At 73.6% G+C, this 22628-nt stretch carries 18 protein-coding genes and 2 pseudogenes; 8 read left to right on the forward strand and 12 right to left on the reverse strand.

All coding sequences use genetic code 11. From position 1 onward, the window contains the following. Window positions 1-13 precede the first annotated feature (13 nt). A complete protein-coding gene (locus ABZU99_RS04340; RefSeq protein WP_355951009.1) occupies window positions 14-445 on the forward strand; it encodes a DUF2267 domain-containing protein in 432 nt (143 codons plus the stop codon). Between the two features lie 148 nt (window positions 446-593). On the opposite strand, the gene ABZU99_RS04345 is transcribed toward ABZU99_RS04340, so the two are convergent. Continuing rightward, complete coding sequence (locus ABZU99_RS04345) at window positions 594-1043, reverse strand: DUF1931 family protein (RefSeq protein WP_355950939.1); 450 nt, start codon at window positions 1041-1043, stop codon at window positions 594-596. A 342-nt stretch (window positions 1044-1385) separates the two neighbouring features. Here ABZU99_RS04345 and ABZU99_RS04350 point away from each other — a divergent pair, with 342 nt between their 5' ends. Beyond that, window positions 1386-3200, forward strand: a complete 1815-nt coding sequence (locus ABZU99_RS04350) for an APC family permease (protein WP_356047970.1) — start codon at window positions 1386-1388, stop codon at window positions 3198-3200. Window positions 3201-3299: 99 nt separating this feature from the next. Further along, a complete protein-coding gene (locus ABZU99_RS04355) occupies window positions 3300-3677 on the forward strand; it encodes a DUF2267 domain-containing protein (RefSeq protein WP_355950945.1) in 378 nt (125 codons plus the stop codon). A gap of 557 nt (window positions 3678-4234) precedes the next feature. Here ABZU99_RS04355 and ABZU99_RS04360 read toward each other — a convergent pair. Next, window positions 4235-5059, reverse strand: coding sequence for an LLM class F420-dependent oxidoreductase (locus ABZU99_RS04360; protein WP_356047972.1), 825 nt, complete (start codon window positions 5057-5059; stop codon window positions 4235-4237). A gap of 105 nt (window positions 5060-5164) precedes the next feature. On the opposite strand from ABZU99_RS04360, the gene ABZU99_RS04365 reads away from it, so the two are divergent. The 3 genes from ABZU99_RS04365 to ABZU99_RS04375 all read left to right on the forward strand — a co-directional run bounded on the left by ABZU99_RS04365 (window position 5165) and on the right by ABZU99_RS04375 (window position 10647). After that, on the forward strand, window positions 5165-5791 hold the full coding sequence (locus tag ABZU99_RS04365) for a YigZ family protein (protein WP_355950951.1): 627 nt from the start codon (window positions 5165-5167) through the stop codon (window positions 5789-5791). A gap of 420 nt (window positions 5792-6211) precedes the next feature. After that, a complete protein-coding gene (locus ABZU99_RS04370) occupies window positions 6212-7393 on the forward strand; it encodes an exonuclease SbcCD subunit D (RefSeq protein ID WP_356047974.1) in 1182 nt (393 codons plus the stop codon). Further along, the gene (locus ABZU99_RS04375; protein ID WP_356227713.1) at window positions 7390-10647 is read left to right on the forward strand and encodes an SMC family ATPase; all 3258 of its coding nucleotides are present in this window, start codon (window positions 7390-7392) and stop codon (window positions 10645-10647) included. The genes ABZU99_RS04370 and ABZU99_RS04375 overlap by 4 nt, the downstream gene beginning before the upstream one ends. Here ABZU99_RS04375 and ABZU99_RS04380 read toward each other — a convergent pair. The 5 genes and pseudogenes from ABZU99_RS04380 to ABZU99_RS04400 all read right to left on the reverse strand — a co-directional run. Then, window positions 10637-10753 (reverse strand): annotated as a pseudogene (locus ABZU99_RS04380) (Lrp/AsnC family transcriptional regulator); the annotation flags it as partial. The gene ABZU99_RS04375 and the pseudogene ABZU99_RS04380 overlap by 11 nt on opposite strands. 27 nt (window positions 10754-10780) lie before the next feature. Continuing rightward, window positions 10781-11227 carry an Lrp/AsnC family transcriptional regulator gene (locus ABZU99_RS04385; protein WP_355950958.1) on the reverse strand — a complete coding sequence of 149 codons (447 nt, stop codon included), beginning with the start codon at window positions 11225-11227 and terminating at the stop codon, window positions 10781-10783. A gap of 88 nt (window positions 11228-11315) precedes the next feature. Further along, on the reverse strand, window positions 11316-11855 hold the full coding sequence (locus ABZU99_RS04390) for a GNAT family N-acetyltransferase (RefSeq protein WP_356047977.1): 540 nt from the start codon (window positions 11853-11855) through the stop codon (window positions 11316-11318). Between the two features lie 78 nt (window positions 11856-11933). After that, window positions 11934-13616 (reverse strand): DUF885 domain-containing protein, encoded by a 1683-nt coding sequence (locus ABZU99_RS04395; RefSeq protein ID WP_356047979.1) that lies wholly within the window; start codon window positions 13614-13616, stop codon window positions 11934-11936. Window positions 13617-13759: 143 nt separating this feature from the next. Continuing rightward, window positions 13760-14254, reverse strand: coding sequence for an Lrp/AsnC family transcriptional regulator (locus tag ABZU99_RS04400; RefSeq protein WP_355950966.1), 495 nt, complete (start codon window positions 14252-14254; stop codon window positions 13760-13762). Window positions 14255-14313: 59 nt separating this feature from the next. Between ABZU99_RS04400 and ABZU99_RS04405 the strand changes: the two genes are divergently transcribed. Continuing rightward, a complete protein-coding gene (locus ABZU99_RS04405; protein WP_356047981.1) occupies window positions 14314-15540 on the forward strand; it encodes a PLP-dependent transferase in 1227 nt (408 codons plus the stop codon). Here ABZU99_RS04405 and ABZU99_RS04410 read toward each other — a convergent pair. From ABZU99_RS04410 to ABZU99_RS04425, 4 genes are all read right to left on the reverse strand, one after another. Continuing rightward, the gene (locus tag ABZU99_RS04410; RefSeq protein WP_355950971.1) at window positions 15479-16888 is read right to left on the reverse strand and encodes a GNAT family N-acetyltransferase; all 1410 of its coding nucleotides are present in this window, start codon (window positions 16886-16888) and stop codon (window positions 15479-15481) included. The two genes, ABZU99_RS04405 and ABZU99_RS04410, sit on opposite strands and share 62 nt — an antisense overlap. A gap of 126 nt (window positions 16889-17014) precedes the next feature. Then, window positions 17015-17548, reverse strand: coding sequence for a DUF1990 domain-containing protein (locus ABZU99_RS04415; protein WP_356047983.1), 534 nt, complete (start codon window positions 17546-17548; stop codon window positions 17015-17017). 99 nt (window positions 17549-17647) lie between these two features. Further along, entirely contained in the window at window positions 17648-19222 is a 1575-nt protein-coding gene (locus ABZU99_RS04420; protein WP_356047985.1) for an alkaline phosphatase D family protein, read from the reverse strand. A 95-nt stretch (window positions 19223-19317) separates the two neighbouring features. Next, window positions 19318-20781 (reverse strand): PLP-dependent aminotransferase family protein, encoded by a 1464-nt coding sequence (locus ABZU99_RS04425; RefSeq protein WP_356047987.1) that lies wholly within the window; start codon window positions 20779-20781, stop codon window positions 19318-19320. A gap of 47 nt (window positions 20782-20828) precedes the next feature. On the opposite strand from ABZU99_RS04425, the pseudogene ABZU99_RS04430 reads away from it, so the two are divergent. Then, window positions 20829-21692, forward strand: a pseudogene (locus tag ABZU99_RS04430) (DMT family transporter); the annotation flags it as partial. Between the two features lie 30 nt (window positions 21693-21722). On the opposite strand, the gene ABZU99_RS04435 reads toward ABZU99_RS04430, so the two are convergent. Further along, entirely contained in the window at window positions 21723-22553 is an 831-nt protein-coding gene (locus ABZU99_RS04435; protein WP_356047989.1) for an alpha/beta fold hydrolase, read from the reverse strand. Between the last annotated feature and the right edge of the window lie 75 nt (window positions 22554-22628).

Below are 22628 nucleotides of genomic sequence, written 5' to 3' on the forward strand. Positions count from 1 at the left end.
GAAGGACTACATGATGGTCGCGACAGGCTTTTCCTCGTTCGACACCATGGTCGACAAGGCCAACCATGTCCTGAAGGAGATCGAGCACGCCTATGGGTGGCCCAAGGAGCGCCGGAAGCAGTCGTACGCCGCTCTGCGCGCGGTCCTGCACCACCTGCGGGACCGGCTGTCGGTCGATGAGGCCGTGCAGTTCGGAGCGCAGCTTCCGACCTTGCTGCGCGGCGTCTACTACGACGGGTGGAAACCCGCGGAGACGCCCGTGAAAATGAACAGCGAGGAATTCTTGCGGCGGGTCCGGCACGACTTTCCGTACGCGATCGAGGGCGACACCGAGCAACTGGTGCGCACGGTCCTGCATGTCCTCGAGAACCACGTCAGCGCGGGCGAGTGGAAGGACCTCAAGGCGCGTATGCCCGCCTCGATGTCCGCAGTCATGCCCTCCTGAGCGGTTACGGCGAAGTCAAGTGCTGATCCTTCTCGGCGTCCAAGCCCTCGACCAGGCCGAACGGGGAGGGATCAGCGGCGAACTTCACCGCATCCGCTTAGCCGGTCCGGCGGTCACCGCATCGCTCCCCGCATTCACAACCCCGGCGTCACAGCAGGAGATCGAAGAGCCGCCAGACCGTCTCCCAGTGCTTGGTCTGCGGGTTCTTCAGGTCCGGGTAGATGGTCTTGAACGCCTTGGCGAGCGCCAGGCTGAGCCCGCCGACGATTTCCGGCAACCTCGCCTCCGTCGCGTCGTCGGGTGCGCGGTCCAGCGGCGGGTGCGTGGCGAGCTGATCGAGGATGGGCTTCAACTCGATCTCGTGGTCGAGGTCCCGGAAGCGGTGGATGTTCTCCTGCAGCCCCTTGGTGATCGGCAGATCCCACGGCAGGATCACGTCCCGGGTGTTGGCCTTCGCGACCGCCTCGGCGATGAGCAGCAGATCGTAGAGTTTGGCGTCCACGAAGTCGCTGTAGCGTTTGAGGTCGTTCTTGTCGACATCAAGTCCCGCCGCCACCCGGAAGAACCGCTCGAACCTGGGCACGGACATCACCGTCATGGTCACCAACCTCCAGTCGTCCGGCGCTGGGCGTAACCCGGCGCGCCTCGTCAGCGCCACCCTCGCTCGCCGGATGCGCGACCGCATGGGCCCCCAGGAACCAATCGCACGGCCCGGCCTGCTGCCGACAGGTCGATGACCGCGCCAGGTCATGCTATGGGCGCGGCTCCCACCGCCGCGGCGACACTCGGGGAGCGCCGTGAGGAGCACTCGGTCAGGTCAGGGAAGTTACGGAGGCGGCGGACAAGTGGCGGCTGGTCGGGCATGCCTCAGGTGGCCGGGCGCCACGGCGGGGCACACTGTCGCGGGACGGCCCCCGACAACCCCGCCCCGAGGTTCCCCATGGCGTTCGGACTGGCACACCGCGCATTGCGGCCACGGGTACCTTTGCGCCACGGGGAGGGCGACAAGCACCATCTCACCAGCCTTGAGGGGCTGGCCGCGCTGTCCCTGGACGCGCTGAGCTCGGTCGCGTACGGCCCCGAGGCCATCGTGGTCGTCCTGGTCGCCGCCGGCACCGGGGCCCTTACCGCCACGCTGCCCATCACCGTCGTCATCACCGTCCTGCTCACCGTGCTGGTGATCTCCTACTGCCAGGTGATCGCCGTCCATCCGGACGGCGGCGGCGCCTACGCGGTGGCGAAGAAGAGCCTCGGGCAGCGGGTGAGCCTGCTCGCCGCGGCGAGCCTGATCATCGACTACGTCCTCACCGTCGCCGTCAGCCTGGCCGCCGGCGCCGCCAGCCTCGCCTCCGCCTTCCCGATCCTCTCCTCGCATCTGCTCGCCGTCTGCCTGGTGCTGCTCGCCCTGCTCACGGCCGTGAACCTCTGGGGAGTGGCCGAGAGCGCCCGGGTGCTGATGCTGCCGACCGTGCTGTTCATCGTCAGCATGCTCGGCGTCGTCGTCATGGGGATCCTGCGCTCGCACCCCGCGGCCGTCGTCGGCGCAGCCCACCCCGTCCGGGCCACCGAGGCGCTGGGCGTCCTGCTGATCCTGAAAGCGTTCTCCTCGGGCTGCTCCGCCCTGACCGGGGTGGAGGCCATCGCCAACGGCGTGCCGATGTTCCGCGAGCCGCGCGTCAAGCGGGCCCAGCACACCGAGCTGATGCTCGGCATGCTCCTTGGAGTGATGCTGCTCGGGATGGCGTATCTGATCCGCCGCGACCATGTGGCGCCGCGCGGCGGTGTGACGGTCCTCGCCCAGCTCGCCGCCGGGTCGTACGGAACCGGATGGGAGTACTACGCGACCAACCTCATCGTCACCCTTGTCCTCGCGCTCGCCGCGAACACCAGCTTCGGCGGCCTCCCGGTCCTGATGAGCGTGCTGGCGCGGGACGACCGGCTGCCCCACCTGTTCGGGCTGCGCGCGGAGCGGCCGGTGTACCGGTACGGCGTGGTGGCGCTGGCGCTGCTGTCGGCCGTGCTGCTCAACGCGGTGGGGGCCGAGACCCATCGGCTGATCCCGCTGTTCGCCATCGGGGTGTTCACCGGCTTCACCATCAGCCAGGTCGGGCTGGTACGGCACTGGGCGACCGAGCAGCCGGAAGGGTGGCTGCGCCGGGCGATGATCAACGCTCTGGGGGCCGTGCTGACCACCGTGGCCGGTCTGGTCCTGCTGACCACCAAGTTCCTCGAAGGGGCCTGGGCGGTCGTCGTCGCGGTGCCGCTGCTGATGCTGCTGTTCACCCGCGTCCAGCGCTATTACACGGCGGCCGGCGAGCAACTCGGGCTCGGGCGGATCCCGCCGCCACCGGTGCGCACCATGAGCCTGGTCATCGTCCCGCTCGGCGACGTCAGCAGGCTCGCGCAGCGCGCGCTGACGGCGGCGCTCGCCCTGGGCGACGAGGTCGTGGCGGTCAGCGTCCAGGCCGAGCCCGCGAAGGCGCGGGCGCTGCAGGACACCTGGGAGCGCTGGAATCCCGGGGTGCGCCTGGAGATCATCGACAGCCCGCACCGCTCCCTGGTGCAGCCGATGGTCGCGTACGTGCGGCGCGAGGCCGGGGGCGGCCGGGAGGTCGCCGTGCTCATCCCCGAGGTCGAGCCCCGGCACCGGCGCTACAAGATCCTCCAGAACCAGCGCGGCCTGCTGCTGGCCACGGTCCTCAGGGCGCGCACCGATGTCGTCGTCTGCATGATGCCGTACCGCCTCGGTCTGTGACCGGGACCCCGCTCGTCGGGGGCTCGTGGTGCCTCGCGTGGGGGATGCGTACGTGGCAAGGTGGAGGATGACGTCCTCGACTCCGGTAAGGAGGCCCGCATGGACGAAAGAGAGTTCTTTCAAAAGGTGGCGGACCGTACGCAGCTCTCGCGGCAGGAAGCGGCCGACCTCACCCGCGCCACTCTCGACGTGCTGGCGCTTCGGCTGAGCGACGGCGAGGCGCGCGATCTCGCCCTGGAGCTTCCGGAACACCTTCGGGAATATCTTCACCGGGGGCGGCGGGAGATGGAGCTCCTCGACCCCGAGGAGTCGATCCGCAGGGTGCACGATCGCACCGGACTGTCCATGGCGGAGGCCGACCGAGGGGTCCGGGCCGTCCTCGCCACGCTGCGGGAGGCCGTGTCCCAGGAGGAGTACCGGCACGCCATGTCCCAGCTCGGCAACGAGTACGCGAGGATGGCGGAGACCACGAGCTGACGGCGGGGCGCGGACCGTGCCGGGGGGCCCGCCCCCGGCGGACCGTGTCGGGGCCCCCGCTCCCGCGGACCGGGGCCGCCGCTCCTGCGGACCGGGGGCCCGCCCCTGCGGACCGTGTCGGGGGGCCCGTTCCTGCTGACTGTGCCGGGTGGCCCGTTGCTGCGGACTGTGCCGGGGGGCCTGCTCCTGCGGACCGTGCCGGGGGCCTGCTCCCGCGGGCGGACCGGGGGCCCGTTCCCGTGGACCGTGCCGGGGGGCCCGCTCGGACCGGGGGCCCGTTCCTGCGGACCGGGGGCCCGCCCCTGCGGACCGTGTCGGGTGGCCCGTTGCTGCGGACTGTGCCGGGGGGCCTGCTCCTGCGGCGGACCGGGGGCCCGTTCGCGTGGACTGTGCCGGGGGGCCCGCTCGGACCGCCCGCGGACCGTGCTGGGTGGCCCGTTGCTGCGGACCGTGCCGGGGGCCCGCTCCCGCGGACCCGCGGACCGTGCCGGGCGGCCCGCCCGCGCCGGAGGGTGCCGCCCGGCGGATCTGGTGCCGCCCGGCGGATCAGGCGGAACTCAGCGGAACCGGGCGGCGACCTCGGCCATGGTGTCGAGGTGCTCGAGCGTCTCCGCCTCCGGCATCGTCGGCAGATAGAACAGCACCCGCTCGACTCCCAGCCGCTGGTAACCCTCGACTGCCTCGGGTGTTTCCGGCGCCGCGTACACCGTCACGGGCACGTCCCGGCCCGCCACCTTCCGCAGCCGCTCCAGCTGGGGGGCCAGCTCGTCCGGCGACGCGCTGTTGGCCAGCCAGGCGTCCCCGTAGGCGGCGATGCGGGGGAACGCCCCCTCGCCGCCGCCCACGAAGATCGGCGGATGCGGGCGCTGGACGGGCTTGGGCCGCATGTAGACCGGGTCGAAGTCCACGAACTCCCCATGGAACTCGGCCTTTTCCTTCGTCCACAGCTCACGGATCGCCTGCAGCCGCTCATCCACCAGCCGGCCCCGCGTCTTCGGGTCCGTCTCGTGGTTCTCCATCTCCTCGCGGTTCCAGCCGATGCCGACCCCGAAGACGGCCCGCCCGTCGGAGACCAGGTCCAGGGAGGCCACCTCCTTCGCTGTGATGATCGGATCCCGCTGGGCCACCAGGGCGATGCCGGTGCCCAGCAGCAGCCGTTCGGTGACGGCGGCCATCGTGCTCAGGGTGACGAACGGGTCGAGCGTGCGGTAGTACTCCTCCGGCAGCTCTCCGCCGCCCGGGTAGGGCGAGCGGCGCTCCACCGGGATATGGGTGTGCTCGGCGATGAAGAGCGACTCGAAGGCCCGTTCCTCCAGGGCCCGGCCCAACGGAACGGGCCTGATGCCATGGTCGGTGACGAAGGTCGACACACCAATTTTCACAGCGGCTCCTTGGAAGGCGTGCAAATGCCTCATACAGCCCTATGGGTACCCCGCTGTTCGCTCACCACAACAGGCCGGGACACCAGCACGGATTAGGGTGGCCGGATGCAGGAGCGGTACCGGACGATCGCGCGCGAGGGCGTGCACGAGATCGAGATCAACAAGTCGCGCTTCCTCTGCACCCTCGCCCCCGCCGCGAGCGAGCACGAGGCGCAGGAGGTGATCCAGCGCGTCCGGAAGGAGCACCACACCGCCACGCACAACTGCTTCGCCTACGTCATCGGAGCCGACGGCGGGGTACAGAAGGCGAGCGATGATGGAGAGCCGGGCGGCACGGCCGGGGTGCCCATGCTCCAGATGCTGCTGCGCCGGGAAATCCGGTACGTGGTGGCCGTCGTCACCCGGTACTACGGGGGCGTCAAGCTCGGCGCGGGCGGGCTGATCCGGGCCTACGGCGGCGCGGTCGGCGAGGCGCTGGACGCACTGGGCACCGTGGTCCGGCAGCGGTTCCGGCTGGTCACCGTCACCGTCGACCATCAGCGGGCCGGGAAGCTGGAGAACGATCTGCGGGCCACGGGACGGGCGGTGCGCGATGTCCGTTATGCCGAGGCCGTGACGATCGAGCTGGGACTGCCCGAGACCGAGGTGGACGCCTTCCGTGACTGGCTGGCGGACACCACCGCCGGGACCGCGGCCCTGGAGCTGGGCGGCGAGGCGTACCAGGACGCGTAGCGGCCCCCCGGCGACACACCCTCCTCGGCGGAAGTGCGCTGGGCGGAGGGCTCCGGGGGTTTTGGCTGACCCGTCGGCCTGCGGCGCAGTGATCCTGGCGGCACGGGCCGGGACGGCGCGGGCCGCCGCGGGGCGCAGCCGGACCGAGGCTTCGAGGCCGCCGCCGGGAGCCGCCGCCAAGGTGGCCACCGCGGAGTGGTACTACCTCGACACCCGCCCCTTCGAGAGGTCCGAGGACTCCGAGGAGGCCCAGTGGTGGGATGCCCGTCCCTAGACACGCCCGGCAAAAGTGAGGTCCCTGAGGAGCGGGGCACCGGCCGCGGCTAACGTGGTCGGTGCCCGCACCGCGCGTATCCGGTCCGGGTGTGACGCTGGCCACTGGGGCGGAGGAAGGACACACGTGCGGGTCGGAGACTGCTTGTGAGAATTCTGCACACCTCCGACTGGCATCTCGGACGGTCCTTCCACCGGGTCGACCTCCTCGCGGCGCAGCGGGAGTTCATCGGCCACCTCGTCGCCACCGTGCGGGAGCGGCAGGTCGACGCGGTTCTGGTCGCGGGGGACGTCTACGACCGCGCGGTGCCGCCGCTCGCCGCCGTCGAACTCTTCGACGACGCCCTGCACCGGCTCGCGGACCTCGGCGTGCCGACCGTCATGATCTCCGGCAACCATGACTCGGCCCGCCGCCTCGGCGTCGGCGCCGGGCTCATCGAGCGCGCCGGCATCCATCTCCGTACCGACCCGGCCGGATGCGCCAGCCCTGTCGTCCTCACCGACGACCACGGCGAGGTGGCCGTCTACGGGCTGCCGTATCTCGAACCCGGCCTGGTACGCGAGACGTTGGGCGCCCCGGCCGCCGGGCATACGGCGGTGCTGGGCGCCGCCATGGACCGGGTGCGCGCCGACCTCGCCGCCCGGCCCGCCGGCACCCGGTCCGTCGTTCTCGCCCACGCCTTCGTCACCGGCGGAGCGGTCAGCGACAGCGAGCGGGACATCACCGTCGGCGGTGTCGCCTCCGTGCCCGCCGAGATCTTCGACGGCGTCGACTATGTGGCGCTCGGGCATCTGCACGGCTGCCAGACCCTCACCGAGCGGATCCGCTACTCGGGCTCCCCACTCGCGTACTCCTTCTCCGAAACGGCCCACCGCAAGTCCATGTGGCTCGTCGAGCTGGGGAAGACGGGCGGTGAGCCGCCGGTCTGTGAGCGGATCGACTGCCCGGTGCCCCGCCCGCTGGCCCGTATCCGCGGCCGGATCGAGGATCTGCTGGCCGATCCCGGTCTGGCCCGCCACGAGGAGGCATGGGTCGAGGCGACCCTCACCGACGCGGTCCGTCCGTACGAGCCGATGGCCCGGCTGGCGCGCCGCTTCCCGCATGTGCTCACCCTGGTCTTCGACCCCGAGCGGCCCCCCGAGGACCCGCTCGCCTCCTACGCCCAGCGGCTGCGCGGCCGCTCGGACCGGGACATCGCCGAGGACTTCGTGGCCCATGTGCGGGGTGGGCGCGGCCCGGACGAGGGCGAGCGGGGGCTGCTCGGTGACGCGCTCGAGGCCGTACGGCACGAGGAGAGGGCGTTGGGGACCGGGGAGGCGGCGCGATGAGGCTGCACCGGCTCGCCGTGACGGCCTTCGGCCCGTTCGGCACCACCCAGGAGATCGACTTCGAGGAGCTGTCCGCAGCCGGGCTCTTCCTGCTGCACGGGCCGACCGGCGCCGGCAAGACCTCCGTCCTCGACGCGGTCTGCTACGCCCTGTACGGCCAGGTGCCCGGCGCCCGGCAGGGCAGCGGACTCTCCCTGCGCAGCGACCACGCCGATCCGCCCACCCCCACCGAGGTCGTCCTCGAACTCACCGTCGGCGAACGGCGCCTGGAGATCACCCGACGCCCCGAGCAGCCGAGGCCCAAGAAGCGGGGCACGGGAACGACGCGAGAGAAGGCGCGGTCCCTGCTGCGCGAGTACGTCCCCGGGGCGGACGGATCGGCGGGCGGGTGGAAGGCGCTCAGCCGCTCCCACCAGGAGATCGGTGAGGAGATCGGGCAGCTGCTCGGCATGAGCCGGGAGCAGTTCTGCCAGGTGGTGCTGTTGCCGCAGGGCGACTTCGCCCGCTTTCTGCGCGCGGACGAGCTGGCGCGCGGCAAGCTGCTGGGCAAGCTGTTCGACACCAGCCGCTTCGCCGCGGTCGAGGATCGGCTCGCCGAGCTGCGGCGGGCCGCGGAGAAGCGGGTCTCCGGCGGGGACGAGCGGCTTCTCGCGCTTGCCCACCGGATGGCCCAGGCGGCGGGGGACACCCCCGAACTCGACGACCATCCCCTGCCCGAACTCGCCCCCGGCGAACCGGGGCTGGCCGACGCCGTCCTGGAGTGGGCCGCCCTCGCCCGCACGGGCGCCCGGGAGCGACGCGATATCGCGCTCGCCGCGGTACAGGCCGCCGAGGCCGCCCACCGGACGGCCCAGCGGGCCGCCGACGCGACACGCGAACGGGCCCAGCTGCAGCAGCGCCACGCCGACGCCCGGCGCCGGGCGGACGACCTCGAACGCCGGCGGGCCGACCGCGACCGGGTCCACGACCTGCTCGAACGGGCCCGCGCCGCCGACGCGGTGGCCCCGGCCCTCGACCTCCACACCTCCGCCGCCCACGAACACCGCACCGCCTTGACCGCCGAGCGCCAGGCCCGAGCCCGCCTGGCCACCGAACCCGGCCTGGACGCGCCGGCCTTCGCCCCCGTAGCGGAGATCCCCGAGCAGCGCAGGGCACCTGCCGCCGCGCACATCGGTGGCGAAGCGGACACCGCCTCGGGTGCGCGCCCCCCGGACGCGGGCGCCGGCGGGCGGGGCGCCGCTGCCCGGACAGAGGCAGCGGGGCGCGCCGACGCGGGCGTGCCGGGTCAGTCGGTGTCCAGGGCGTCGGGCAGCCTCGCCGAGGCGGACGCCGAGTGGCTGGCCGTGGTGGAGCGACGGCTGCGGGAGGCGGTGGGGGCACTCGCCGCGGCTCGGCGAGGAGAGGGGCGGGTCGAGGCCGTTGTCGCCGAGATCGCGGCTCTCGACCGGGAGGCGCGGGCCGACGACGAGGTGATCGAAGAGGCCGCCGAGTGGCTCAGCGGCTGGGAGGCGGCCCGCGGGGCGCATCAGCGGCGGATCGACGTCGCGCAGGAGGCGGCCACCCGCGCCGAGCAGCTCGGGGCGCGGATCGAGCCCGCCGAGCGGCGGCTGGAGGCCGCCCGGCAGCGGGATCGGGTGGCCGGGGAGGCGGAGCGGGCGCGGGAGGAGCTGTTGCGGGCCCGGGAGGAGACCGCTGCCGCGCGGCAGAGCTGGCTCGATCTCAAGGAGGCGCGTCTGCGGGGGATCGCGGCCGAGCTGGCGGCCGGGCTGAGCGCGGGGGAGCCCTGCGCAGTCTGCGGGGCGACGGAGCACCCGAGCCCCGCCCGCCCGGAGGCCGGGCATGTGGACCGTGCGGCGGAGGAGGCCGCGCTGGAGGGCTATCAGCGCGCCGAGGCCGGCCGCGAGGAGGCCGAGCGCACGCTGCAGACGCTGCGCGAGGCGCTCGCGGGCGCGGAGGCGACGGCCGGCGCCGCCGAGGCCGATGAGCTGGACCGGGAGCTGGCCGAGGTGCGGGCGGCGTTCGCCGAGGCCCGTGCCGCGGGGGCCGATGGCCACGACGCCCGTGCCGCCCTGGACCGGGCCGAGCGGGAGCACGAGCGGCGCCTTGCCCAGCGGCAGGAGGCCGAGCGGCGGGCGGCGGCCCGTACGTCGCGCCGCGAGGCACTGGCCCGGGAGCGGACGGCGCTGCTGGCGGAGCTGGAGCAGGCCCGGGACGGGGACGCCACCGTGGCGGAGCGCGCCGCCCGGCTTGAGCGGCAGGCCGGGCTGGTGGCGCGGGCCGCCGAGGCGGCGCGGGGTGCCGAAGCCGCCACGCGCCGGCTGGAGGAGGCGGGCGCACGGCTCGCCGAGGCCGCGCACCGGGCGGGGTTCGCGCCCCCGGAGCAGGCCGCCGACGCCGTACTCAGCCCGGACCGGCAGCGCGAGGCCCGCCATCGCCTCGACGCGTGGCAGACGCAGTCGGCGGCGGTCGCGGCCGAGCTGGCGGATCCGGGCGTGCTGGCCGCCGCGCAGGAGCCGCCCGCCGACCCCGCGGCGGCCGAGGCGGCGGCGGAGGCGGCCACTCGCGCCCTGCGCGAGGCCTCGGCCGCGGACGCGGCGGCCCGAAAGCGCTGTGAGGACCTGGACGCCCTCTCCGCACAGGTGGTCGCCGACGCCCGCCGACTCGCCCCGCTGCGCGAGGAGTACGAGCGCGTCGCCCGCCTCGCGTCGCTCGCCGCGGGCACCTCCGCCGAGAACGAGCGCCGGATGCGGCTGGAGGCGTACGTCCTGGCCGCCCGGCTGGAGCAGGTCGCGGCCGCGGCAAGCGCGCGGCTGGCGCACATGTCCTCCGGTCGCTACACGCTGGTGCACTCCGACGCCCGCTCGGGCGGCCGCGGCCGCTCCGGCCTCGGCCTGCATGTGATCGACGCCTGGACCGGCCGCGAGCGCGACACCGCCACCCTCTCCGGCGGCGAGACCTTCTTCGCCTCGCTCGCGCTCGCTCTCGGCCTCGCCGATGTCGTCACGGACGAGGCGGGCGGCGTCCGCCTGGACACCCTCTTCATCGACGAGGGGTTCGGCAGCCTGGACGAGCAGACTCTCGACGAGGTCCTGGATGTGCTGGACGCGCTGCGCGAGCGGGACCGTACGGTCGGCATCGTCAGCCATGTCGCGGATCTGCGCCGGCGGATCCCGGCCCAGCTGGAGGTGGTGAAGATGCGCGAGGGGTCGGCGGTGCGCCATCGCGTCCCGGCGAGCGGAGGCGTCAGGTGCTGAGGGCGCGGCGGGCGAGCGGCGAGGGGTAGACGACGCTGGTGGTCATCGGGCCGAGCGCGCCGATCCGCCCCGAGACCTCCTCCAGCGCGCGAGGGGTCTTCGGTGCGCCATCGCGTCCCGGCGAGCGGAGGCGTCAGGTGCTGAGGGCGCGGCGGGCGAGCGGCGAGGAGTAGACGACGCTGGTGGTCACCGGGCCGAGCGCGCCGATCCGCCCCGAGACCTCCTCCAGATGCCGCATCGACCGCGCCGCGACCTTGATGACGAAGCAGTCCTCGCCCGTGACGTGATGGGCCTCCAGGATCTCCGGCGTCGTGGCGATCAGATCGTGGAAGGGCTTGTCCTTCCCGTTCGGACAGGGGAGCCGCACGAAGGCGAGGACCGGAAGACCCAGCCGTTCCGGATCCAGCACGGCCGTGTACCCGGAGATCACCCCGGCTTCCTCGAGGCGCCGGACCCGTTCGGTGACGGTGCTCGCGGACATGTTCACGGTGCGCGCCAGCTCGGCGTACCCCGCGCGGCCATTGCTCTGCAGGGCGTCGAGGATGCGCCAGTCGATGGCGTCTGGGGAATACCCGGTCATAGCCGCTGTCTAGCAGTGGAAACCCCGGCCGTACAAGGGCTGGGCCTGTGATGTGCTCGGCGCGACTGCGGTTGCTGAGCGGATTTCGTCATGGCTCGGCGCTTGTGCGCGCGTACGCCCACAGCGCGCCACGGTCCGCGATCCGCTCGAACCGCGCCCGGGCCAGCACCCGTTGGGAGGGGCCGTTCCGCGGCTCGGTGGTCGCCAGGACCGTACGGACCTCCGGCTGCTCCAGCGCCCACCCCACCAGCAGCCGCACGGCGTCGGTCGCCCAGCCCGCCCCGCGGGCCGACCGCGACAGGTCGTAGCCGACCTCCACCTCGCCCCCCGAGGGCCCCGAGGGCAGGGGCGGGCCGTGGAAGCCGATGCTGCCCAGGGCCACACCGTCCTCGGCCCGCAGAATGGCGAAGATGCCCCAGGGCGAGCGGTACCGGCCCGCGATCGAGGCCCGTACGGTCATCCCGGCGGCCCCGATCGACTCCTCGCCGGGTTCTCCGTCGATCCAGCGCAGCTCGCCGGGTTTGCCGTCGGCCAGTACCGCCGCGTCCTCGGGGGAGTGCTCTCGCAGCGTCACCCGGCCGTCCCCCAGTACGAACCGGCCGTCCTCACAGGCTGTCCGGTATGCCATGTGGAGCCCTTCCCTCCTCGGGTCACAGCGGTCGCGGGCCGCGGCAACATGGTCCCCACGGCCCCGCGCCCGCCCGCGTCAGAGCGCCGACAACTCCGCGACCAGGTCGTCCAGCCCCAGCGAGCCCTGCGACAGCGCCGCCATATGCCACTTCTTGGCGTCGAACGCGTCGCCGTGCGCCTTACGGGCCGCCTCGCGGCCGGTCAGCCAGGCGCGCTCGCCCAGCTTGTAGCCGATGGCCTGGCCCGGCATGCCCAGGTAGCGCACCAGCTCGCTGTCGAGGAAGTCCGCCGGGCGGCCGCAGTGGAGCCCGAAGAACTCCCGGGCCAGCTCCGGGGTCCACCGCTCACCGGGGTGGAAGGGCGAGTCGGCCGGGATCTCGAGCTCCAGATGCATGCCGATGTCGACGATCACGCGCAGCGCGCGCATCATCTGCGCGTCGAGGTAGCCCAGCCGCCGCTCCGGGTCGGAGAGGTAGCCCAGCTCGTCCATGAGCCGCTCCGCGTACAGCGCCCAGCCCTCGGCGTTGGCGCTGACCATGCCGACCGTCGCCTGGTAGCGGGAGAGCTGGTCGGCGACATGGGCCCACTGCGCGAGCTGCAGATGGTGGCCGGGCACGCCCTCGTGGTACCAGGTGGAGACCAGGTCGTAGACCGGGAAGCGGGTCTCGCCCATGGTGGGCAGCCAGGTGCGCCCCGGCCGGGAGAAGTCCACCGAGGGCTGGGTGTAGTACGGTGCCGCCGCACTGCCCGGCGGGGCGATCATCGACTCGACCCGCTTGACCCGGTCGGCCAGGTCGAAGTGGGTGCCGTTCAGCTGCTCGATGGCCTCGTCCATCAGCTCCTGCAGCCATACGCGCGTCTCCTCGACCCCCTCGATGTGCGCGCCGTGGTCATCGAGATGGCGCAGCGCCTCCCAGGGGGTGGCGCCGGAGAGGATCTTCTCGGCCTCGGCGCGCATCTCCGCGTGGATGCGGTGGAACTCCGACCAGCCGTACGCGTACGCCTCGTCCAGGTCGAGATCGGTGCCGTTCCACATCCGGGCCCAGCGGCCGTAGCGCTCGCGTCCGACGACGTCGGGGGCGCCTTCGACGGCCGGTGCGTACACATCCCGCAGCCAGTCGCGGAACGAGACGAGCGCGGCGGTCGCCACGGCCGCCGCCTCGTCCAGCTCGGCGCGCAGCGCCTGCGGCCCCTCTGCGGCGAAGTCGGCGAACCAGCTGCGGTCCTTGCCGATCCACTGCTGCGACTGGCTGAGGACCGTGATCACCTGCCGGGGACCGGCGAGCAGCTCGCGCCGCAGCCCCTCGGCGAGCGAGGCGCGGTAGCCCTCCAGCGCGGCCGGTACGGCGCGCATCCGCGCCGCGATCGCCGCCCAGTCGTCCTCGGTGTCGTCGGGCGTCACGGTGAAGATGCCGCGCACCGAGTGCAGCGGGGAGTGCAGATTGCTGACGGCGCGCAGCCCCTCGCCGGCGTCGTGCACGGCGAGCTCGGCGGTCAGCCGCTCCCGCAGCAGGCGGGCGCAGCGCCGCTCGGCGTCGCTGTCCGCTCCGGGGCGCGCCTCGGCCTCGGCCAGCCGGTCCAAGGTGGTGCGGGCGAGGTCGGCGACGGCCTCGGCTCCGGCGGGGGAGAAGTCCGGAAGGCGCCGGGAGCTTTCGGGAACGCCCAGGTAGGTGCCGGTGATCGGATCGAGTTCGATGAGGGCGTCGACATAGCTGTCGGCGACCTGACGGGGCAGCGGAGCGTTCTTGGTCTCGGACATGTGGCCATCCTCGTACGATCAGGGGCACGCCGTCAGCAGCATGTGGGGTGTGACGTGGCCGAGCGGGAGTGTGCTACAGGGCTGATGAGCCACCGGGCGCGGGCGGCAGCAGCGGTCCGCACTCCCACTGCTGCGGGAGTGTGCTACGGGGCTGATGAGCCACCGGGCGCGGGCGGCAGCAGCGGTCCGCACTCCCACTGCTGGAAGATCAGCCGGGTCTCGACCCGGGCCACCTCGCGGCGTGAGGTGAACTCGTCCAGCACCAGCCGCTGCAGATCGGCGGTGCCGGCCACCGCGACATGCACCAGGTAGTCGTCCGGACCGGCCAGATGGAACAGCGCCCGCGACTCGGGCAGCGCCCGGATCCGCTCCACGAACGGACCGACCAGCTCCCGGCGGTGCGGCCGCAGCTGGACGGAGAGCAGCGCCTGCAGACCGCGCCCCAGCTTGGCCGGGTCCAGGCGGAGTTCATGGCCGAGGATCACCCCCGAGCGGCGCAGCCGGGCGACCCGGTCGAGACAGGTCGAGGGCGCCACGCCGACCTGGGCGGCCAGATCGCGGTAGGTGGTCCGGGCGTCGTTCTGCAGGAGCCGCAGTATGTGCAGATCCACCGGATCCAGAGCGACGTTATCGGCCATCGGCCGAACGTAGCACGGGAGGATCCCGCCACGGCCCCGGATGTGTTCACCCTGCACTCATGGAGATCACGGAGAGCACGCAGGGCAGGGGTGGCCGCCACACGCTCGCCACCGAGGCCGTCCACGCCGGTCGCGAGGACCTCGCGGGCATGGGCCTGCACGCCGTACCGCTGGATCTGTCGACGACCTACCCCTCGTACGACAGCCGCCAGGAAGCCGCCCGGATCGACGCCTTCGCCGCCACCGGCGCCCGGCCGGACGGCCCGCCCGTCTACGCCCGCCTCGACAATCCGACCGTGGCCCGCTTCGAGACGGCCCTGGCCCGGCTGGAGGGCACCGCGAGCGCGGTCGCCTTCGCCAGCGGTATGGCGGCGCTCACCGCCTGTCTGCTGGTTCGGGTCGCGCGCGGGCTGCGCCATGTCGTCGCGGTCCGCCCGCTGTACGGCTGCAGCGACCATCTGCTGGACGGCGGGTTGCTCGGCACCGAGGTGACCTGGGTGGATCCCGCCAGGATCGCGGACGCCATCCGCCCCGACACCGGCCTGGTGATGGTCGAGTCCCCGGCCAATCCGACGCTCGCCGAACTCGATCTGCGGGCCGTCGCCCGCTCCTGCGGCGCCGTGCCGCTGCTCGCCGACAACACCTTCGCCACCCCGGTGCTCCAGCGCCCGGCCGAGCAGGGCGCGGGCATCGTGCTGCACAGCGCGACCAAGTACCTCGGCGGACACGGCGATGTGCTGGGCGGGGTGGTGGCCTGCGACGAGGAGTTCGCGCGGGCGCTGCGCCAGGTGCGGTTCGCCACCGGCGGGGTGCTGCATCCGCTCGCCGGGTATCTGCTGCTGCGCGGCCTGTCCACGCTGCCGGTGCGGATGCGTGCCGCCTCGGCGACCGCCGCCGAGCTCGCCCGGCGGCTGGCCGCTGATCCGCGGGTGGCCCGCGTCCACTATCCGCGGCTCGGCGGTGCGATGGTCGCCTTCGAGACCCGCGGCGATCCGCACGAGGTGATCGCCGGGGTGCGGTTGATCACCCCGGCGGTCAGCCTCGGCAGTGTCGACACCCTCATCCAGCACCCGGCCTCCATCAGCCACCGCATCGTGGCCGAGGGGGACCGCCGCTCGGCGGGGATCAGCGACCGGCTGCTGCGGATGTCCGTCGGCCTGGAGGACGCCCAGGACCTGTGGCGCGACCTGGACCAGGCGCTCGGCGCGGATCGGGCTCGGGTGCTCAGTGTCTGCCCGGCGGCGCCGGCAGCGGCGGGAGCGGAGCGGGCGCCGCTGCCGGAGTGAGCCGGGCGGTGATCACGAGGGTGCCCTGCTCGATCTGGTAGCCCAGCGGCAGTTCGAGCGAGCGCATCGCTGCGACCATCCCGGTGTTGGCCGACTGGGTGACGGCGTAGACGCTCTCGCACCCCGTCTCGGCGGCCATCGCCACCAGCCGGCGCAGCAGCTCCCCGCCGACGCCGCGGCGCTGCCACTCGTCCTCGACGATCAGCGCCACCTCGGTCTCGTCGCCGTCCCACAGCAGGTGGCCGAGGGCGACCAGGCGGCCGGAGGCGGTGTACGCGGCGAGCGTCCGGCCGAAGCGCGGGCTCAGCAGATGGCCGAGGTAGCGGTCGGCGTCGCCGACCGGGCCGTGGTAGCGCCGGCCGAGTGTCGCGGGGGAGCAGCGGTCGTGCATCTCCAGGGCCGGGTCCAGATCGCCGAGGTCGGCGCGGCGCACGGTGATGGCGTTGCCCTCGGGCAGCGTCAGCACATCGCTGCGGTGCGGGACGCGCGGGCCGAGCCGGGCGTCCAGCTCGACCAGGGCGCGGGCCCGCGCGAACTCGGTCGGGGTGAACGGCAGATACGGCCGCTCGATGGTGATCGCACCGCCGGACGGATCGCGCAGCCGCATCACGGTCTCCTCCAGCACGCCCTCGACCGGCGGTGTGCCGTCGAGACGGCGGCCGGTCAGGGACTTCGCCGGAAGCGAGTGGATGGTGCAGCGGCCGAGCAACTGGCGCAGTGCCAGCGGAAGTTCGGCGGCGTCCAGCGCGGTGCGGGTGGCCAGGGTCAGCACCCGGGTCGGGGCGTCCACCAGGTCGTGGGTGTCGGCCCGCTCGACCCAGGTGCCGCTGCCGGCCCCGTCCGTCACGGCGCGGGTCAGCTCGGCGGCCGGCAGGGCCTCGGGGGCGCGCAGCAGGAACTCGTCCACGGTCCCGTTCCCCAGGGGGTGGGTCTGCAGGGAGAGGATGTCCACCCGGTGCTGGGCCAGTGCCGCGCACAGCGCGGCCAGGGAGCCCGGCTCGTCCCGTACGGTCGTCCGCATCCGCCACAGCGTGGTGGCCTCGCGGTCCTCGGCTCGGGGGGCGCCCGCGGGGGCGGCGACGGTGTGCGCGCCGACCGTGGGCGAGGCTGACGCCGTCGGCGGCGCGTGACCGTGGCGTCGTGACCATCGGATGTGGAAGCCGGCCGTGGCGAGCAGCGCCACCGCCGACGCGATGAGCAGGAACGGTCCGTCGGGACCGGGGACTACGGTGATTGCCAGGGTGTCAGCGACCGCCACCGCCGTGAACAGGGCCGCCAGCTCGACCAGGTCGCGCCGCCAGCGGTGGCGGTGACGGGCGGGGTGCTCGGGGGTCGCTTGGGAAGTCATGGGAACAGCTTTGCGCAAAGGTGTTGCGCCGTCACAAACGGACTGTGGCCGATCGGTTAAGGCGGCGTCTGGTCCCAGAAGCTTCTTATGTCCGAAAACAAAAACTTGCAAACCTGGCAGCCGCGTTCACCGCGCCGCCAACCGCCGCAGGACGCTGCCGCAGCGCCGTGCGTACGCCCGCTGAAAGAGCGGCACCAGCGGCCCGCATGCCCGGGAGAACCAGGCCGCCGGGCGACTGAACGCCGTCACCGTCAGCACCACGGACCCGTCCGGCTCCAAGCTCACCACGAACGATTCCTCGCCATGCTCCGGATGTCCGGTAAGTGTCCCATAGGCGAAGCCGATCCGCTCCTCGTCCGCCACCGTCCACACCACCTCGCACGGCGCGGGCAGCCGCAGCCGCCCTGCCCCGAGACCGACGAGCACCGGCTCTCCGGCGGTGGCGACGGGCACCCCCGTGCGGATCGAGACCCCGACCGCGCGGTGCATCCGCCAGTCCATGACCGCCCGGCCCGCGGCCTCGAACACCGCGCGGCCGTGCCCGACGCGGGTACGCACTCGCAAATGGTGGTAGCCGGCGGGCAGCGGCCACCGGCGGGTGGCGCCCACCTCGGGGTAGGTGAGGCGAGCGGGCGCGTCGGGGCCATGGGCCGGTGCCATGCCCGTACGGTACGCGGCCCCGTACGCCCGGACCCCGCCGGGACCGCGCACCGCGCGTCCGGCCGGCCCCTGGCCGACCGGACGCCGCCGCCGGGAGGACTACTGGCCCACCAGGCCCGGCCGCAGCACCTTGGTGAACAGCACCGTGCCGCCCTCCTCGCGCAGCCGGACCGTCATCTCGGCGCTGTCGCCGTCGATGTCCACCTCGCCGTAGAACTGGAAGCCCTCGGCGGGGGAGACGTTCGCCCGGGCGGGCGCCTTGACGAAGGGCTGCTCGGGCCCGAAGGTCCCGTCCGGCTTGACCGCCGGGAAGGCACCCGCGTTCAGCGGGCCGGAGACGAACTCCCAGAACGGCGCGAAGTCCTTGAACGCCGCCCGCGAGGGGTCGTAGTGCTGCGCGGAGGTGTAGTGCACATCGGCCGTCAGCCACACCGTGCCCGTGATCTTCTGGTGCTTGATGTGCCGCAGCAGCTCCGCGATCTGGAGCTCACGGCCCAGCGGGGCGCCCGGGTCGCCCTGCGCGACCGCCTCGAAGTCGGTCTTCCCGTCCGGGACCACCAGGCCCAGCGGCATGTCGCAGGCGATGACCTTCCACACCGCCCGCGACCGCGACAGCTCCCGCTTGAGCCACCGAAGCTGCTCGGCGCCCAGGATGCCCTGGGTGTCATCCGGCTGCCGGCCCGGCGAGTTGGCGTCGCGGTAGGTGCGGCAGTCCAGCACGAAGACGTCCAGCAGCGGGCCGTGGTGCCGGACCCGGTAGACCCGGCCGCTCGCGTCCGGGCGCAGCGTGCCTACGGGGAAGTACTCGGCGAACGCCTGGCGCGCGCGCGACGCCAGCACGTCGACGTTCTTCTCGGTGTAGCGGTCGTCGGCCAGGATCTCGCCCGGGTACCAGTTGTTGAGGACCTCGTGGTCGTCCCACTGGGTGATGGTCGGCACCTGGGCGTGGAAGCGGCGCAGGTTGGTGTCGAGGAGGTTGTAGCGGAAATTGCCGCGGTACTCGTCGAGCGTCTCGGCGACCTTGGCCTTCTCCGGGGTGACGATGTTCCGCCAGGTGGATCCGTCCGGCAGCGTGACGCTCTCCGTGATCGGGCCGTCGGCGTAGATGTTGTCGCCGCTGCACAGGAAGAAGTCCGGGTTCCGGCGGCGCATCTCCTCGAAGATGCGGTAGCCGCCGCGATCCGGGTTGATGCCCCAGCCCTGCCCCGCCAGGTCACCCGACCAGACGAAGCGCACGTCCTGACGGCGCTGCGCGACCGTACGGAACGTCCCGTACACCGGCTCACCGGTGCGGCGCGGGTCCTCCGGATCGGCCAGCAGCACGCGGTAGTGCACCTGGGAGCCGGAGGGCAGCCCGTGCAGCGCGGTGCGGCCGGTGAAGTCGGTGCCGGGGCCGACCAGCGGGCCCCGCCAGCGGCGGGGGCGCGCGAAGGACTCGGTCGCGGAGGTCTCGACGATCATCCGGGCCGGACGGTCGGAGCGCACCCACACCAGACCCGACGACGTCGTCACATCACCCACCTGGACGCCCCACCGGGCGCTCGGGCGCCCGGACAGCGCCTGCGCGGGTGCGGCGGCCGCTGCCACGGCGGGCAGCGCGAGCGCGGCCGACGCCGCCGCCGACCCCTGCAATACCGTGCGCCGACCGATCCCTCTGCCGGATTCCCGCGCCATGGTGAACCTCCTGATGCTCGTGGGACAGCTGTGTGGTTCCGTTGCTACCGGTGCGAGGTGCCTCATTCCCGAACGGACAGTGAATAACTCGGCGCCTACGCGCGGGAAGTGGGGGACACCACCGCATCCGCCAGCAGGCCGACGGCCCGGACGATCCGGGCGGGCGGCAGATGGGCGTAGCCCATGACCAGGGCGACCCGGCCGTCGTCCCGGGCCGGCTCGTGCGCGAAGGCGGCGAGCGGCCGCAGCCCCACCCCGGCCCGGGCAGCGCGGCCCAGGAAGGCCCGCTCCGGGCCATATCGGCGCGGCAGCCGCGCGATGATGTGCAGCCCGGCGGCGATGCCCGAGACCTCCGTCCCCGGGAAGCGCTCGCCGAGGGCGGCGACCAGCACATCGCGCCGCTCCCGGTACGCGCGCTGGCAGCGGCGCAGGTGCCGGTCGTAGTCTGCGCGCGTGATGAACTCGGCCAGCAGCGCCTGGTCGAGCGCCGGATTGCCAAGGTCCATCGTCCGCTTGCGCTCCACGACCCGGGCGGCCAGCCGGTCCGGCACCACCAGCCAGCCCAGCCGCAGCCCCGGGGCGAGCGACTTGCTGACCGAACCGGCGTAGGCGACCCGCGCCGGATCGAGGCCCTGCAACGCGCCGACCGGCGCCCGGTCGTAGCGGAAGTCGCCGTCGTAGTCGTCCTCGATCAGCAGCCCGTCGACGGCGCGCGCCCAGTCGAGCAGCTCGGCGCGGCGCCGCGCCGAGTAGGCGATGCCGGAGGGGAACTGATGGGACGGCGTCAGCTGGGCCGCCCGCGCGCCGGACCCGGCAAGCGCGCCCGGATCCAGCCCCTCCGCATCGAGCGGCACGGGCACCACGGCCATCCCCGCCGCCGTGAGCAGCGCCGTGTGCTCCGGACTGCCGGGGCTCTCGACCGCCACGGCACGGTGGCCCAGCTCGCCGAGGGTGAGGCCGAGCAGCGTCATCGCCTGCGCCACGCCCGAGCAGATCACCACGCGCTCCGGATCCGCCACCACCCCCCGGCGCCGCGAGAGCAGCCCGGCCACGGCGACCCGCAGCTCCCGCAGCCCGCGCGGATCCGGATATCCCAGTCCGCTGTGCGGAAGGCGCCCCAGCGCCCGGCGGTGCGCCGCGGACCAGGCGGCGCGCGGGAAGAGCGACAGATCGGGGGTGCCGGGCAGAAAGCCGGACCCCGGATCGGCCCCCGGCGTCGCCCGCTCCTGGCCGCCCGGCGGCGCGGACGCCCTTACGGTCGTCACGATGGCGCTCACCCAGGTGCCCGCGCCCCGGGCGGTGCGCAGATAGCCCTCGGCCGTCAGCTGCTCGTACGCGTCGGTGACCAGGCCGCGCGACACCCCGAGGTCGGCGGCGAGCTCCCGGCTGGACGGCAGCCGGGTCCCGGCGGCGATCCGGCCCGAACGGACCGCCTCACGCAGCGCGGACTGCAGTACCCGGCCACGGCGGCGGGGCGGCGCGGCGGCGGTGGGCAGCAGCAGCTCCCACGCGGCCGTCCACCCGCCGCCGGTATCGGAAGTGGTCCCCGTATCGGTCATCGGATTGGACCTTAAGGGGTACCGGTCCGCTGCCTAGCGTCACAGCCATGAAACCCAGCGATCTTCCGGACAGGCCGGACCCGACCGCGCGGCCGCATCGGACGGGCGCACTGCTCGCCGCGGCCGCCTGCTTCCTGGTCGGCGCCTCGTTCACCGCCAACAGCGTGCTCGGCGACTACCCGAACGCCGCCGGTCAGGCCCTCCGCTACGGCCTCGCCTGCCTTCTGCTCCTCCCGCTGCTGAGCCGAGGCGGCACCGCCCCGCTGCGGAAGCTCACCGCTCGCGGGTGGGGGCGGCTCGGGGCGCTCGCCGCGATCGGCATGGTCGGCTTCAACCTCGCGGTGCTCGCGGCGGAGCGCACCGCGGAACCCGCCGTACCCGGGGTGTTCGTCGGCTGCGCGCCGGTCGTGGTGGCGGTGCTCGTGCCCGCGCTGGACGGCCGCAGTCCCGCCCCGGCCGTGGTGCGCGGCGCGCTGCTCGTGGCGGCGGGCGCGTTCACGGTGCAGGGGTGGGGGCGTACGGACGCGGCCGGGCTGTGGTGGTCGATGGGGGCGCTCGCGGGAGAGGTGGGCTTCGCGGTGCTGGCGGTCCCCGTCCTGCGGCCGCTGGGGCCCGCGCTGCTGTCCGCCGCGGCGTGCGGTGTGGCCGCCGTGGAGTCGGCGCTGCTCGCCCTGGTCCAGGGCGACGGACCGCGGATGCCGGACGTGGGCGAGGCGGCGGCGCTGCTGTGGCAGGCGGCGGTCGTCACGGTCATCGGCTTCGTCTGCTGGTACGCCGGCATCCAGCGGATCGGCGCCGAGCGGGCCACGCTCTTCTCGGGCCTGATCCCGGTCTCCGCCGCCGTCACCGCGCCGCTGGTCGGCACAGGTGGCTACGGGCCGCCACAGGCGATAGGCAGCCTGCTGGTCGCCGCAGGTGTCGCCACCGGTGTGGCTCTCGGATCACCTGCTGCCGTCGAGAATGACGCGGGCGACGAGCGCCGGGTCGTCGTTCATGGGGACATGCCCGCAGCCGGGGAGCCGCACCAGCCGCGCCCCCGGGATCACATGCTTGGCGCGGACGCCCTGACGGCGCGGCAGCAGACGGTCGCGCGTGCCCCAGGCGATGGTGACCGGCACATCGGGCATGTCGTCGGTGAACAGCCCGGCGCCCCCGGCGGCGAGAGTGGCCTCGAAGCCGACGGCCTCGCGCAGCGCCCGGGTCTCGGCGACGACCGCGGCCGGTGAACGCCGCGTGGGCCGGGCGTAGATGGCGCCGGTCAGCGCGGCCCGCCCGGCCGCGCTGCGGGCCAGCCAGGCCACGACCGGCTCCGGCAGCGTCCGTGCGCCGGTCCGCATCGCGCTCAGCACCCCGAAGGCATAGCGGCGCTCCGCGTCGCTCCAGAACCGGGCTGGGGAGAGCGCGGTGACGGATCGTACGAGTCCGACCCGGCCCAGCTCCAGGGCGATCAGCCCGCCGAGCGAGTTCCCGGCGACGTCGGGACGCTCGACCCCGAGCGCGTCGAAGAGCGCGCCCAGCACCGGTATGACACCCCCCAGGTCGTAGGGGATACCGGCCGGCAGCGGGTCCGACGCCCCGAAGCCGGGCAGATCGATGGCGATGACATCGCGGTCGAGCGCGAGGATGTCCAGGACCGGCTCCCACGCCTGCCAGTGGTGGCCGACCCCGTGCAGCAGCACCAGGGGCCGCCCGGTGCCACGCCGTTCATGGACGATCCGCGCGGTGCGCGGGCCACCGGGGGTGTCGACGGGGAACGAGAGCGTCGCGGGCATCGGAAGGGCTCCTTGCGATCGGCATCCTGGACGGGGTGTGAGACAGCATCTCAGCAGGAGTTACCGCACGGTAGC

Source organism: Streptomyces sp. NPDC005266 (assembly GCF_040607655.1).
Lineage (GTDB): Bacteria > Actinomycetota > Actinomycetes > Streptomycetales > Streptomycetaceae > Streptomyces.

Bases quoted from the DNA above. Each gene is read 5' to 3' on its own strand.
- ABZU99_RS04340 (WP_355951009.1), top strand. From the start codon at position 14: ATGGTCGCGACAGGCTTTTCCTCGTTCGACACCATGGTCGACAAGGCC.
- ABZU99_RS04345 (WP_355950939.1), bottom strand. From the start codon at position 1,043: ATGACGGTGATGTCCGTGCCCAGGTTCGAGCGGTTCTTCCGGGTGGCG.
- ABZU99_RS04350 (WP_356047970.1), top strand. From the start codon at position 1,386: ATGGCGTTCGGACTGGCACACCGCGCATTGCGGCCACGGGTACCTTTG.
- ABZU99_RS04355 (WP_355950945.1), top strand. From the start codon at position 3,300: ATGGACGAAAGAGAGTTCTTTCAAAAGGTGGCGGACCGTACGCAGCTC.
- ABZU99_RS04365 (WP_355950951.1), top strand. From the start codon at position 5,165: ATGCAGGAGCGGTACCGGACGATCGCGCGCGAGGGCGTGCACGAGATC.
- ABZU99_RS04375 (WP_356227713.1), top strand. From the start codon at position 7,390: ATGAGGCTGCACCGGCTCGCCGTGACGGCCTTCGGCCCGTTCGGCACC.
- ABZU99_RS04385 (WP_355950958.1), bottom strand. From the start codon at position 11,227: ATGACCGGGTATTCCCCAGACGCCATCGACTGGCGCATCCTCGACGCC.
- ABZU99_RS04390 (WP_356047977.1), bottom strand. From the start codon at position 11,855: ATGGCATACCGGACAGCCTGTGAGGACGGCCGGTTCGTACTGGGGGAC.
- ABZU99_RS04395 (WP_356047979.1), bottom strand. From the start codon at position 13,616: ATGTCCGAGACCAAGAACGCTCCGCTGCCCCGTCAGGTCGCCGACAGC.
- ABZU99_RS04400 (WP_355950966.1), bottom strand. From the start codon at position 14,254: ATGGCCGATAACGTCGCTCTGGATCCGGTGGATCTGCACATACTGCGG.
- ABZU99_RS04405 (WP_356047981.1), top strand. From the start codon at position 14,314: ATGGAGATCACGGAGAGCACGCAGGGCAGGGGTGGCCGCCACACGCTC.
- ABZU99_RS04410 (WP_355950971.1), bottom strand. From the start codon at position 16,888: ATGACTTCCCAAGCGACCCCCGAGCACCCCGCCCGTCACCGCCACCGC.
- ABZU99_RS04415 (WP_356047983.1), bottom strand. From the start codon at position 17,548: ATGGCACCGGCCCATGGCCCCGACGCGCCCGCTCGCCTCACCTACCCC.
- ABZU99_RS04420 (WP_356047985.1), bottom strand. From the start codon at position 19,222: ATGGCGCGGGAATCCGGCAGAGGGATCGGTCGGCGCACGGTATTGCAG.
- ABZU99_RS04425 (WP_356047987.1), bottom strand. From the start codon at position 20,781: ATGACCGATACGGGGACCACTTCCGATACCGGCGGCGGGTGGACGGCC.
- ABZU99_RS04435 (WP_356047989.1), bottom strand. From the start codon at position 22,553: ATGCCCGCGACGCTCTCGTTCCCCGTCGACACCCCCGGTGGCCCGCGC.